10 protein-coding genes, 1 tRNA gene and 1 other annotated feature are annotated in these 12,996 nt (G+C 66.4%); of the genes, 7 read left to right on the top strand and 4 right to left on the bottom strand.

What is annotated here, in order from left to right:
* Nucleotides 1–14: 14 nt before the first annotated feature.
* On the bottom strand, nt 15–1,592 hold the full coding sequence (locus NZL82_RS19890; RefSeq protein ID WP_405051395.1) for a hypothetical protein: 1,578 nt from the start codon (nt 1,590–1,592) through the stop codon (nt 15–17).
* 453 nt (nt 1,593–2,045) lie between these two features.
* Between NZL82_RS19890 and NZL82_RS18800 the strand changes: the two genes are divergently transcribed.
* Entirely contained in the window at nt 2,046–2,501 is a 456-nt protein-coding gene (locus NZL82_RS18800; RefSeq protein ID WP_261271247.1) for a DUF3429 domain-containing protein, read from the top strand.
* On the opposite strand, the gene NZL82_RS18795 is transcribed toward NZL82_RS18800, so the two are convergent.
* Nucleotides 2,498–2,641 (bottom strand): hypothetical protein, encoded by a 144-nt coding sequence (locus tag NZL82_RS18795; RefSeq protein ID WP_261271246.1) that lies wholly within the window; start codon nt 2,639–2,641, stop codon nt 2,498–2,500. The genes NZL82_RS18800 and NZL82_RS18795 overlap by 4 nt on opposite strands.
* An 84-nt stretch (nt 2,642–2,725) precedes the next feature.
* Here NZL82_RS18795 and NZL82_RS18790 point away from each other — a divergent pair.
* From NZL82_RS18790 to NZL82_RS18765, 6 genes are all read left to right on the top strand, one after another.
* Nucleotides 2,726–2,800: transfer RNA gene (locus NZL82_RS18790), tRNA-Thr, on the top strand.
* A gap of 102 nt (nt 2,801–2,902) precedes the next feature.
* A complete protein-coding gene (locus NZL82_RS18785; RefSeq protein ID WP_261271245.1) occupies nt 2,903–4,195 on the top strand; it encodes a dicarboxylate/amino acid:cation symporter in 1,293 nt (430 codons plus the stop codon).
* Nucleotides 4,196–4,268: 73 nt separating this feature from the next.
* A complete protein-coding gene (locus NZL82_RS18780; RefSeq protein WP_261271244.1) occupies nt 4,269–6,374 on the top strand; it encodes a transglycosylase domain-containing protein in 2,106 nt (701 codons plus the stop codon).
* Nucleotides 6,375–6,749: 375 nt separating this feature from the next.
* Nucleotides 6,750–6,805 (top strand) — a sequence feature (sul1 is cis-regulatory element that is thought to sense ions involved in sulfur or methionine metabolism; They are found in Alphaproteobacteria).
* A gap of 68 nt (nt 6,806–6,873) precedes the next feature.
* A complete protein-coding gene (locus tag NZL82_RS18775) occupies nt 6,874–8,355 on the top strand; it encodes a SulP family inorganic anion transporter (protein ID WP_261271243.1) in 1,482 nt (493 codons plus the stop codon).
* Nucleotides 8,356–8,435: 80 nt separating this feature from the next.
* Nucleotides 8,436–9,452 carry a low specificity L-threonine aldolase gene (locus NZL82_RS18770; RefSeq protein WP_261271242.1) on the top strand — a complete coding sequence of 339 codons (1,017 nt, stop codon included), beginning with the start codon at nt 8,436–8,438 and terminating at the stop codon, nt 9,450–9,452.
* Nucleotides 9,449–10,369, top strand: a complete 921-nt coding sequence (locus NZL82_RS18765; protein ID WP_261271241.1) for a DMT family transporter — start codon at nt 9,449–9,451, stop codon at nt 10,367–10,369. Before NZL82_RS18770 ends, NZL82_RS18765 begins: the two co-directional genes overlap by 4 nt.
* On the opposite strand, the gene NZL82_RS18760 is transcribed toward NZL82_RS18765, so the two are convergent.
* Complete coding sequence (locus tag NZL82_RS18760) at nt 10,279–11,118, bottom strand: NAD(P)-dependent oxidoreductase (protein ID WP_261271240.1); 840 nt, start codon at nt 11,116–11,118, stop codon at nt 10,279–10,281. The genes NZL82_RS18765 and NZL82_RS18760 overlap by 91 nt on opposite strands.
* A 137-nt stretch (nt 11,119–11,255) precedes the next feature.
* Nucleotides 11,256–12,965 carry a M28 family peptidase gene (locus NZL82_RS18755; protein WP_261271239.1) on the bottom strand — a complete coding sequence of 570 codons (1,710 nt, stop codon included), beginning with the start codon at nt 12,963–12,965 and terminating at the stop codon, nt 11,256–11,258.
* Nucleotides 12,966–12,996 lie beyond the last annotated feature (31 nt).

The following is a 12,996-nucleotide window of genomic DNA, read 5'->3' as shown; positions in this document are numbered from 1 at the left end:
GCACGATCTCAACTTCACGCAGCTTGCCGATGATCTCTTCCGGCTTGTGCTTCTTGCTCGGCATTCAATGTCCCTTTCGCGGTCCAGACTATCATAGTCTCTGGGCCACTCAGCGGGGGGCAGATCACCAGCGTACCCGCCAGGATGAAGGAGACGTCGCTTCCCGACATGGTCCCTCCCGTATTGTTGGTGAAGCCGCCATTGATCGTGTAGATTCCCGATCCGAACGTCGAACTCCCGTTCAGGTCGAGATCGCCGTTGATGAGGTGGTTGGCCGTCGCACCGAAGACGATGTTGCTGCCACCCGCCGTCTTGATCCCCCCGCTGACGCTGAACGCGCCGTCAGAGAAGCGGGCGGCGCTTCCCCCCGAGAGATTGATGGAGCGTCCCGAACCGTCCCTGCCGATCGCATAATCCCCCGCCCCGACGGTGAAGCGACTGTCGCCGCCATCGACGAGTATGGCGCCATTGACGTCCATCTCGCCCGCCCCGACCGTGGCGGTCGATCCCCCGCCGATCGTGATCTGACCGAAATAATGGCGGCCTGCCCCGATCACCATCACCGCTCCGCCGCTCAGGCTGATCGGCGCATTGATGGTGACTGGACCGTCCGGCAGGAGCAGGCCACCACCCCCGCCGATGGTCACGCTGCTGCTGACCGTCACGACGGATGGCCCGAGAATCCGCAGTTTCAGCGAGCCGGTGTTCAGATTGGCGATATGATATTCGCCCGCCGGGAAGGTCCACACACTGTCGGAAAGCGTGCCCACCTTCCCCTGGAAGGTCATGGTGGTCGGATAATAGGACAGGCTCAGATCGTCACCGCCCGGAACGGCGACCGTCTTCGGTGCGGTATAGGATCCCAATTTGGCGAAGGCCGCCGCCAGCGCCGCATTGTCGGCCAGGGGATCGGAGACGCCGTTGGGGGCCCTGATCTGCTTGCCAGTGACGCTGCTGCCGCCCGTGGTCCGGATGCTCGATCCATAGGTGATCGTGTCGGCCTTGATCGTGCTGCCGCCGTTAAGGCCGATATCGGCCGAGGACGAGACCGCCTTGGCGCCGATGGTCGAGCCGCCCGCGATCGAAACCGAGCTTTGCGAGACGACCGCGCAGTCGGGAGCACTGATGGACGTACCTCCGCTCAGCGAAATGCCGTCGGCATTGGCCAGGGCCAGGATGCAGGGCGCGGTCTGCCGGCTCGGCAGCGATGCGATGGAGGTTATCGTGACGCCGTAGCTGGCGTTGCTGGTCAGGACACGCGCGAAATACAGCGGGATCGAGACCGTGATCCGCACCTGCACCGCGTCGCTGACGGTCGCGCTGTAGTTTTTGAGGTGCTGCACCGCCACTTTTTGCACGGCAATGCCATTGGCACGGGCGATGTCCTGGGCGGTCGTCACCAGCACCGCGTCATCGGGATTTTGCACATACGCATTGGCGGCGGCGAGCGCGGCCGCATCCGCCGGACCTTGATAGGCGATCTTCGCCCGATAGCCCTGGCCCAGTTCGACCGCGAGGGCAGCGCTACCTATCAGACTGACGAGCGCCAGAGCACCAAGGACGCTTACAGATCCGCTATGGCTTCCAAGCATTTACGAAACCAGATTTTTCATAACGGCAAGATAACCCCCCCATTTTATCATCTATGTTACTTTCCATGATTCTTCATCGGCATTATGGTACCGCTACAGTTAAAAGCATACTAATCAACATCAATCGTTTAACTTACGAAACTGGCTTAAGAATTTTGATATTCCTGCCATTGCTTGGTCTGCCATCGCAACATCGTTGATATTTTATCAGGCTAGGGCGGCTCCGGCAGAGGGGATCTGCGACTGCGGAGATAGCGGCCGGAGCCCGGCCAAAAGGCCGGGCACGTCAACGTCGCCTCACTGAGGATGTAACATGCCCGAAGGGTGACGCGGACGGTGCTCGATGCGTCGGGACAGGCGGGATTTGCCATCCGCACCAACCAAGCCCGGCAAGTCTCCGTGCCGCCGTGTGAACCAATCCCCGTTCGCTGCGTAGCGTCGTTGGAGGTATCGATGACGCATCGCCCATTGCCACGCGCGCCACTCTATTGGGGTGTCGCGGGTCTGCTGCCTGGTCTTTTGTGCATTGCGCTGGCGTCGAGCGAGGCCGGGTTCATCCTGCCGGTCGCGATGGCAGGCGCTCTTTATGCCGCACTGATCCTGTCCTTTTTGGGCGGACTATGGTGGATGGAGGCGCTGTTGCGCAGCGACGCGCGCATCTGGCCTTACGGCATGGCGGTGGTGCCCAGTCTGATCGGGTGGGCGGCGTTGCTGGCGACGGTCATTGTGGACGTGCCAGTGTCCGCCACCCTGCTGACCCTGGGAGCGGCGCTCTTGCTGACGCCGTTGGGCGATGCCCGGACCGGGTCACTGGTGCGGGACATGCCGGGCTGGGGACGCCTGCGGCTGCTCCTGTCCTCCGGCCTGGGCGCGATGAGCCTGATCCTGGCCGCGGTCGCCTGGCGTTAGGGGGTGCGCCCGGTCGGAGAAGCCGTCCCCTCTCCTTCGCCATCGCGGCCTTCGTCCTGCCCGCGCGCCTGGGCCTTGCGGCGCTTCAGATTTTCCCGCAGCAACGCCGCCAGCCGTTCCGCGCGTTCGTCTTTTTCCATGAATTGCGCATAATCCCATCGACAAGCGCTTGACAATGTCCGCCCGATCGTCTCTAGGCGCGCTTCCCGCGTCGAGACGCGAGTGCTGCCGTAGCTCAGTGGTAGAGCGCATCCTTGGTAAGGCTGAGGTCGTGAGTTCAATCCTCACCGGCAGCACCATTCTCCCTGACCCGCAAAGCGGGTCGGGACGATCCTCCAGCTTTCTTCCCCCCTTGCAAATCTTGGTTGGGATCGTTTCATCCGCTCGCTAGCTATGGCAGCATGAGATTCCGTTTTTCCTTCGGGGCGCAGGTGTTTGTCGGCATGGCCGTCGGGCTGTTGCTCGGGCTGGTCGCGCGAAGCCAGAACGTCGCCGGGCTGGCGGAGGCGTTGCGCATCATCGGCGAGAGCTTCGTCCAGTTGCTCAAGGTGCTGGTCGTGCCGCTTGTGTTCACCGCGATCGTCGCGTCGATCGCGGCGCTTCGCGATCTGAACAATGCGGCGCGGCTGGTCGCCGCCACCTTTGTCTGGTTCGCGATCACCGCCCTGATCGCGGTGACCATCGGCCTGACGCTGGGCACGGTACTGCAACCGGGATTGCATGCGGGCGTCGCGCCGGGCAGCGCGGTGCGGCCCGATACGGCGGGCTCTTGGCTCGACTTCCTGCGCGGGCTAATCCCCTCCAACATCCTCGGCCTCTCCGCCTCGACCAGCGCGGGGGACAACGGGGCGCTGAAGACCGGGCTGTCGTTCAACATCCTTCAGATCATCGTCATGGCGGTCGCGATCGGCGTGGCGGCGGTGCGGGTGGGCGAGAAGGGCGAGGGCTTCCTGTCGTTCAACGCCTCGGCGCTCGCGATCTTCCGGCGAATCCTGTCCTGGGTGATTCGGCTCACCCCGATCGGGTCGGGCGCGCTTCTGGGCAACGCGATCGTGCGTTATGGCTGGCAGTCGCTGTCCGCGCTCGGCAGCTTCGCGCTCGCCATCTATATCGGGCTCGGCCTCGTCCTGTTCGTCGTCTATCCGCTGCTGCTGCTCGCCAATGGCCTGTCGCCCAAGCGCTTCTATGCCGCCGCCTGGCCTGCGATCCAACTGGGCTTCGTGTCGCGTTCCTCGATCGCCACCCTGCCCGTCACCGAGGATGCGGTGGAGCGGCGGCTGGGCGTGCCGCGCGCCTATTCGGCCTTTGCGGTGCCCTTTGCCGCGACGACCAAGATGGACGGGTGCGCCGCCATCTATCCCGCCATCTCGGCGCTGTTCGTCGCCCAATATTATGGCCTGCCGCTGCATGTCGGCGATTATGTGCTGATCGTGCTCGTCTCGGTGCTGGGTTCGGCGGCGACCGCCGGGCTTACGGGCGCGGTCGTCATGCTGACGCTGACCCTGTCGACCTTGGGCCTTCCGCTGGAGGGCGCCGGGCTGTTGCTGGCGATCGATCCGATCCTCGACATGGGGCGCACCGCGATCAATGTCGCGGGCCAGGCGCTGGTCCCGACCATCGTCGCGCACCGCGCCGGCCTGATCGAGGACACGCCCTCGGTCGAGCGCTTGCCCGAGGTGCCGCAAACAGGGTAAACACGGGCATGAGCTTGCGCGCGGTGTTCTGGTGGAGTAATACACGCGAGTGGCCGACCGCCGGAACCCTGTGATGCGCCCCGACCCGTTCAATCCCGATCGTACCCCTTTGGACCGCCCCTATGAGCCGGTGGGGGCCCATTATCCGCTTTACGATGCGGAGACTCAAAGCTGGTCCTTCGGCCCCGACGAGGAGGATGTCGGGCCGGAGCCGCGGCGTCGCCCCATTCGCTGGGGCCGGTGGATCGCGCGGGGTGCGGGTGCGGGCATCATCCTGCTGGTGCTGGCGATCATCTGGCTGGCGATCACCGCACCGCTGTCGCGATCGCTCCAGCCGCCGACGCCGCCCTCGATCACGCTGACCGCCGATGACGGCACGCCGATCGCCCGGCGCGGGGCGATCATCGGGGCGCCGGTCGATGCCGCCAAGCTGCCCGCCCATGTGCGTGAGGCGTTCATGGCGATCGAGGACCGGCGTTTCTATTCGCACTGGGGCATCGACCCGCGCGGCATCCTGCGCGCCGCCTGGCACAATGTCGGATCGGGCGGCGTGCGCGAGGGTGGATCGACCATCACCCAGCAGCTGGCGAAGAACGCGTTTCTGGACTCCGACCGTACGGCGGGTCGCAAGATCCGCGAGGCGATGATCGCCTTCTGGCTGGAGGCGTGGCTGACCAAGGACGAGATCCTGTCGCGCTATCTGTCCAACGTCTATTTCGGCGACAATGTGTATGGCATCACCGCCGCCTCGAAACATTATTTCGGCCGCACGCCGGACAGGCTGAACATCGGCCAGGCGGCGATGCTGGCGGGTCTGGTCAAGGCGCCCTCCCGCCTTGCCCCCACCACCAACCTGAAAGGCGCGCGGGCGCGGCAGGCCGTCGTCGTCGCAGCGATGGAGGATGCGGGCTTCCTGACCAAGCGTGAAGCCGACGCGGTCCAGCCACAGCGCGTGCTCGCCTCGCGGCCAGAGACGCTGCCCAGCGGCACCTATTTCGCCGACTGGGTGCTGCCCGAGGCCCGCGACCAGGCGGGCGAGATCAAGACCGAGGCGACGGTCCAGACGACGCTCAACCCGCGGCTCCAGCGGATTGCCGAGCGGACGGTGCGCAGCGCCGGGCTCAACCAGGCACAGGTCGCGCTGGTCGCGATGCGCCCCGATGGCCGTGTCGTCGCGATGGTCGGCGGCAAGGATTATTCCAAGAGCCCGTTCAACCGCGCCACCCAAGCGCGGCGCCAGCCGGGTTCGGCGTTCAAGCTGTTCGTCTATCTCGCCGCGCTGCGTTCGGGCATGACGCCGGACTCGACGATCGAGGACGAGCCGATCGACATCGCCGGGTGGAAGCCGCGCAACAGCGATGGGCGCTATCTGGGCAAGATCACGTTGCGCCAGGCCTTTGCCCGTTCGTCGAACGTCGCCGCCGCGCGGTTGACCCAGGCGGTGGGCGTGAAGTCGGTGATCAAGGCGGCGCGCGACCTGGGCATCACCACCCCGATCGCCAACGAGGCGACGATCGGCCTGGGCACCTCGACCGTCAGCCTGCTGGAGCTGACCGCCGCCTATGCCGCAGTCGCCAATGAAAGTTACCCGGTCACGCCCCATGGGTTGACCGAGGTGCGCGACAAGGGCTGGTATCAGTCGCTGACCAACCGCAAGACGGGCTTTTCCTCCGCCGTGCATGACGGGATGCTCGACCTGCTGTCCTCCTCGATCAAGACGGGGACGGGGCGGCAGGCGCTGCTGACCGTCGATGCCTATGGCAAGACCGGCACGACGCAGGACTCGCGCGACGCGCTGTTCATGGGTTTCGCGCGCGATCTGGTGGTGGGCGTGTGGGTCGGCAATGACGACAACAAGCCCAATCCCGGCCTGTCGGGCGGCGGCGTGCCCGCGCGTATCTGGCGCGCCTTCATGCAGTCCGCGCTCGACATCCCGCCGGTTGCGGCACCGGTGGTCGAGGAGCAGGTCGATCCCGACGCCATCACCAATGGCATGGACGAGGAAGTCATGCCGGAGGAAAGCGATCCCGTCGGCGACATCATCCAGGGCATGGGCCTGGACATGCGGATGGGCGACGACGGATCGATCACCGTCGGCCCCGGCCGCCGTCGCCCCGACCGCGCAGGCCCGCCACCCGAGGATCGCCGCCCGCCCGACGAGCGCGACGAAGAGGAATAACGCACGCTTCCGGGCGGGGGATGTCATCGCGTGATCCATTTCGTGTTCACGCAAGACGCTGTGGTGCGAAGAAATTTGGTTCGCGCAGAGGTGCGGAAGACGCAGAGAGACAATCGACATTCCTCCCCTTGAAGGGGAGGTGGCAGGCCGAAGGCCTGACGGAGGGGTGTACCCACTCGTTAGGTGAGACCACGCTCACGCCTGGTGACACCCCTCCACCATCCTACGGATGGTCCCCCTCCCCTTGCAGGGGAGGAATTGAGAGCAGATCACTATCATGCTCTTTGCGTCCTCCGCGCCTCTGCGCGAACCAAAACCATGAGACGTAAGGGCTTGCCCTGTCCCCCCCTTCGCCGTTAAACGCGCGGCCATTCGCAAGGACCCGGTGCAATTCCGGGTGGCTATTCCGGCCGCCGATCCGCCGGACAACAGAATGCATGACCCTACCCCGCTCCCGTTCCGAGAGAGCGAGCGTCATGCGCGATATTCTGGTATTTTCATGACTGCTCAAACCTATCGAACCCAATGGTTCGCCAGCCTGGGCGAAGCGCGTCGCGACGTGCTCGCCGGGCTCGTCGTAGCGCTGGCCCTGATTCCCGAGGCGATCGGCTTTTCGATCATCTCCGGCGTCGATCCCCGCGTCGGGCTCTATGCCTCGGTCGCGATCGCGATCGTCATCTCCTTCCTGGGCGGGCGGCCCGCGATGATCTCCGCCGCGACCGCCGCCGTCGCGGTCGTAGTCACGCCGCTGGTCCGCGACCACGGCGTCGATTATCTGTTCGCCGCGACCATCCTGATGGGGCTGATCCAGATCGTCGCAGGGATATTGCGCCTCGACCTGATGATGCAGTTCGTCTCGCGCTCGGTCATCACCGGCTTCGTCAACGCACTCGCCATCCTGATCTTCATGGCGCAGCTGCCGCAACTGACCGGCGTGACCTGGCACAGCTATGCGATGGTCGCGGGCGGGCTCGCCATCATCTACCTGCTGCCGCGCGTGACCAAGGCGGTCCCCTCGCCGCTGGTCGCGATCCTCGTGCTGGCCGCGATCAGCATCGCCATGGGCCTGCCGGTGCGCACCGTCGGCGACATGGGCCGCCTGCCCGAAGGCTTGCCCAGCCTCGCCCTCCCCAACGTGCCGCTGACCTTCGAGACGCTGCGGATCATCCTGCCCTATTCGCTGACCATGGCGGCGGTGGGCCTGCTCGAATCGTTGCTGACCGCGCAGATCGTCGACGACATGACCGACACCGACAGCGACAAGCGCCGCGAATGCATGGGCCAGGGCGGGGCGAACATCGCCGCCGCGCTGGTTGGGGGCATGGGCGGTTGCGCGATGATCGGCCAGTCGGTCATCAACGTCAGCTCAGGGGGGCGCAAGCGGCTGTCGACCCTGACGGCCGGCGTGGTGCTGTTGATCCTGCTCGCGGGGCTGGGGCCGATCGTCGGGCGCATCCCAATGCCCGCGCTGGTCGCCGTCATGATCATGGTGTCGATCGGGACGTTCAGCTGGAACTCGATCGCCAATCTGCGCCGCCATCCGCCGACATCGTCGGTCGTCATGCTGGTGACGGTTGCGGTCGTGGTCGCGACCCGCGACCTGGCGCAGGGGGTGCTGGCGGGGGTGCTGCTGTCGGGCATCTTCTTCGCAGGCAAGGTCCGCCGCCTGTTCGCGGTCGAGCGGACCGAGGAGAATGCGGCGATACGCTACCGGGTGACGGGGCAGATATTCTTCGCCTCTGTCGACCGCTTCACCCGCGCCTTCCTTCCCGAACAGGGGCGGCCGGTGCTGATCGACGTATCCGCAGCGCATTTCTGGGACATTTCGGGTGTCGGCGCGCTCGACAAGATCGTGGCGCGGTTGCGGCGCGACGGCTCGCTGGTCGAGGTGATCGGCTATAATCAGGCGAGCGCCGATCTGATCGACCGCTTCGCCCTGCACGACAAGACCGGGGTGGAACTGGGCATGGTGCCGCACTGATCGGGACGGCGAACCGCCCGCCCCTTCGAATAGGGAGGTGGTGTTGACGTGATCCGCCGCCTCCCCCAAACGCCTGGGTCATGCGCTTCTTCTCGGACAATGCCGCCCGTATCCACCCCAAGGTGATGAAGGCCATCGCCGCAGCGGACCAGATGGACACCGCCTATGACGGCGATCGTTGGTCCCGGGCGCTGGACGAGCGGCTGTCCGAGCTGTTCGGGACCGAGGTGGAAGTGCTGTGGGTGCCCACCGGGACCGCCGCCAACTGCCTGGCGCTGGCCGCGCTCTGCCCGCCTCATGGTGGTGTGGTCTGCCACCGCGACTCGCATATCCAGAATGACGAGGGCGGGGCGCCCGAATTCTACACCCATGGTGCCAAGCTGATGCTGGCCGATGGCGAGGGGGCGAAGATGACCCCCGATACGATCCGGACGGTGATCGACGCCATCGCCAACGACGTGCACCGGGTCCAGCCGCACGCCATCTCGATCACCAACGCCACCGAATATGGCCGCGTCTACAATCCCGAAGAGGTCGCCGCGATCGGCGCGTTGGCGAAGGAACGGAGCCTCGGCTTCCACATGGACGGCGCGCGCTTCGCCAATGCCGTCGCGCGGCTGGGTTGCACGCCCGCCGCGCTGACCTGGCAGGCGGGGGTCGAGGCCTTGTCCTTCGGCTTCGTCAAGAACGGCGCGATGAGTGCCGAGGCGCTGGTCTTCTTCAAGCCCGGCCTGGCCGACGTCACCCGCCGCCGCCGCAAACGCGCGGGGTTGTTGATGTCCAAGGGACGCTATCTGGCGGCGCAGGTGCTGGCGATGGTCGAGGATGACCTGTGGATCGCCAATGGCGCACTCGCCAATGCCTGTGCCGAGCGGCTGGCGGGCGCGGGCGGCGACCGGCTGGTCCACCCGGTCGAGGCGAACGAGGTCTTCCTGCGCGCCACGCCCGAGGAAGCCGCAAGCCTCCGCGCCCAGGGATTCGACTTCTACGACTGGGCGGAGGGGGAAATCCGCCTCGTCACCGCCTGGGACAGCGACGGCCATCAGGTCGCGCGGCTGGCCGATGCGATCGCCGCCTTGGGCACGGTTTCGACATGAGCGAGTTCGACACCGCCCCACGTTCGACCCGCGCCGCGATCCTGATCCCCTTTGCGATCGTCACGCTGATCTGGGGATCGACCTGGCTGGTCATCCGCGACCAGATCACCGTCGTCCCCGCCACCTGGTCGGTCAGCTATCGCTTCCTGATCGGCGGGCTCGCCATGGGGGCCTTTGCCCTGGCACGGCGGGAGAGTTTTCGCCTGGATACCACCGGCTGGCTGTTCGCCGCCGGGATCGGGCTGTTCCAGTTCGTGCTGAACTTCAACTTCGTCTACCGGGCGGAGGCGTACATCACCTCCGGGCTGGTCGCGGTGGTGTTCGCGATGCTGCTAATCCCCAATGCCTGTTTCGCGCGGCTGTTTCTGGGCCAGCGTATGGGGCGGCAATTGCTGATCGGATCGGGGATTGCGATGGCGGGCGCGGCCCTGTTGTTCGTGCATGAGGCGCGGGTCGATCCCGCAGGTCCCACGCGCGCGCTGACCGGCATCGCGCTCACCATCATCGCGATCCTGTCCGCCTCCACCGCCAACGTCATGCAGGCGACCAAGACCGCCAAGCGCTTCCCGATGCACGCGACCTTGAGCGTCGCGATGCTGACGGGCGCGGCGCTGGACGCGATCATCGCCTATAGCCTGAACGGCCCGCCGGTGTTCGAGATGCGCGCCGGCTATGTGCTGGGCATCCTCTATCTGGGGCTGTTCGCCTCGGCGCTGGCCTTTCCGCTCTATTACCGCGTGCTGCGCGCGATCGGCCCGGCCAAGGCGGCCTATTCCAGCGTCATCGTGCCGGTGATCGCGATGAGCCTGTCGACGGTGTTCGAGGGCTATCGCTGGTCGCTGCTGGCGGGCGCGGGGGCGGCGGTGACGGCCGCCGGGCTGGTCATCGCGCTCAAGGCCCGCAGGCCCAACCGGTAATCGGGATAGCGGGGCCGCCAGCCCAACACCCGCTTCGCCTTGCCATTGGCCACCCGCCGGTTCTCGGCATAGAAACCCCGCGCCGCCGCCGACAGGCTCTCCAGCGGGACCAGCGGCGGCGGCGGCATCCCTGCAAGCGTGGCGGCATAGGAGACGACGGCATCCTGGTCGCAAGGGAAATCGTCGGCCAGGTTATAGGCCCCCGCCGGGCCGTCGAACCCGGCGATCACGCCCGATACGATATCGGCGATATGCACCCGGCTGAACACCTGCCCCGCCAGCCCGACGCGGTGCGCCCGACCGCCGCGAACCCGGTCGATCGGCGAGCGGCCGGGACCATAGATGCCGGGCAGGCGAAACACCCGCGCGCCCAGCGCCTGCCAGTCCGCATCCGCCACCGCCCGCGCCGCGCGGCGGCCCGAGCCGATCGGCGCGGTTTCGTCCACCCACGCGCCGCCGGTGTCGCCATACACGCCGGTCGAGGACAGATAGCCGATCCAGGCGTCCGATTTCACGAGGTGCGCGCCGTAAGCGACCAGCACCGGATCATGCTCGCCCTCGGGTGGGACGGAGGACAGGATATGCGTGGCGGCGGCGATCTGCGCCTCGACGCGTTCCCGGTCGTCGAAGCGGAGCGTGCCGCCGCGCCCGTCGCGGGTGGTGCCCGAAACGGACCAGCCGCGCCCTTCCAGCAAAGCCGCCAGATGACCGGCAGCATAGCCCATGCCGAAGACGAATAGCTTGCTCACCCTACCTCCGTTCGCACTGATCGAAGTCGAAGTGCATGCCCCGGACGGGCCACCTGGCCAAGGTCATCCCTTAGCCTTGGCCTTCGACTTTGCTCCGGCTGAACGGATGGGGGGCGGCTTGGCTGCGGTGGCACGCATCACTTCGCCGCCATCAGCCCCTTATAGAGCGTGCCGAAATAATCGCCCTTGTTCCACACCGGCCGCTCGGGCGCATCGGCGATTTCGCGGGCGATGGCATAGTTCACGCTGACGAAGCGCGGCCCCTGGCTCCAGTCGATGCCCTGGTCGATCTCGTCGCCGGGGCGGTGATAGCGGTGGTTCATGAAATCCTCGACCGCCGCCTTGCCCGGCCCCTTCTGTCCCGGCCACAGGAAGACCGAGGGGATGCCCTTCTGCACGAAGCGGAAATGGTCGGAGCGGACGAAAATCCCCTCCTCCGGCATCGGATCGGGCGAGACGGGCAGGCCCATCGCGCCCACCGCCTTGCGCACGATCGGCCCCAGCGTCGATCGGTCGGCGCCGAACACCACCATATCCTCGAACTTATAGGTCAGGATCGGCATGTCGAGATTGACGTCGGCGACGATCGACTTGAGCGGCACGGTCGGATGGTTGGCAAAATAGTCCGAGCCGACCAGCCCCTTTTCCTCCGCCGTCACCGCCAGGAACATGACGGTGCGCTTGGGCGGGGTGGCGGCGGTCTTGAACCGCTTGGCCTCCTCGATCAGGCTGGCGATGCCGATGGCATTGTCGAGCGCGCCATTGTTGATCCGGTCGCCATCGCCGCCCTTATTGGTGCCGATATGGTCGAGATGCGCCGACAGCACGACCACCTCGTCCTTCAGCCTGGGATCGCTGCCGGGGATCAGGCCGATGACGTTGCCGCTGTCCATCGGCTTGAAGCTGGTCTTCGAGGCGACCGTCAACTGGCCCTTGGGCATCAACGGCTTATAGGCGGGCTTGGGGTTCGCGGCGGCCTTGACCACAGCACCCCATCCCTGGCCGAACAGCTTGGCCGCCCCGGCCTGCGACAGGGTGCCGAGCACCGGCGTCGAAGGCGTCATCGCATGCGCGGTGCCGTCGGGATTCGCCCAGGTCACGCGCGGCGCATTGTAATAGCGGGCGAGCGCGGCGAAGGGCCGCTGCCGCCCGCCCGCGCGCGGCATGTCGATCTGGACCGCGCCGACCGCGCCACGCGCAGCGGCGAGCGACGCCTTGTTCCCCGCCGATCCGAAAAAGGCGCGCTCCTCGCCGCCCAGCCCCTCGGGCGTGCCGGGGACGAAGGCGACGATCTTGCCGCGCACATCGACGCCCTTGTAATCGCTCAGGCCATATTGCGGCGCGTCGATGCCATAGCCGACGAAGACGACCGGCGCGGACAGGCTGGTTTCCTTGGCATTGGGCACGGGCGAGGGCACGAAATCCTCCCCGAACACCAATTCCCGCGCCTGGCCGCCCGCCGGGGTCCACATCGCGCTGCCCTGATCGGCGACATTATAGGCGACGAGCGGCACCTTCTGCAGATAGCCGCCGTCATCGCCGCCGGGGCGAAGGCCCGCGGCATAGAATTGCGCGGCGACATATTGTGCGGCGATGTCGTAATCGCGCGTTCCGGCCTCCCGGCCTGCCATCGCGTCGGAGGCGAGGAACATCACATGCGCCTTCATCGCGGCCTGATCCTCGGGAAGCGCGGCGGTGACGATGGCATTGCGCTCGGCCGGGCTGCGCGGGCTCGCGGCCTGTGCGGGCGCAGCGCCGGCGGCCTGATGAGCCAGGTGATCATGGTCATGCGCGAAGGCGGCGGTGGACAGGAGAAACAGCGGCAGCAGAGCCGTCGAACGCGACATGCAGGACCTTTCGGGGGACAGGGTGTGGCAT

The sequence above is a fragment of the Sphingomonas sp. LC-1 genome (assembly GCF_025371035.1).
Lineage (GTDB): Bacteria > Pseudomonadota > Alphaproteobacteria > Sphingomonadales > Sphingomonadaceae > Sphingomonas > Sphingomonas sanguinis_E.
The sequence above is the reverse complement of the archived record's forward strand: the minus strand, read 5'-3'. Positions and strand labels throughout refer to the sequence as shown.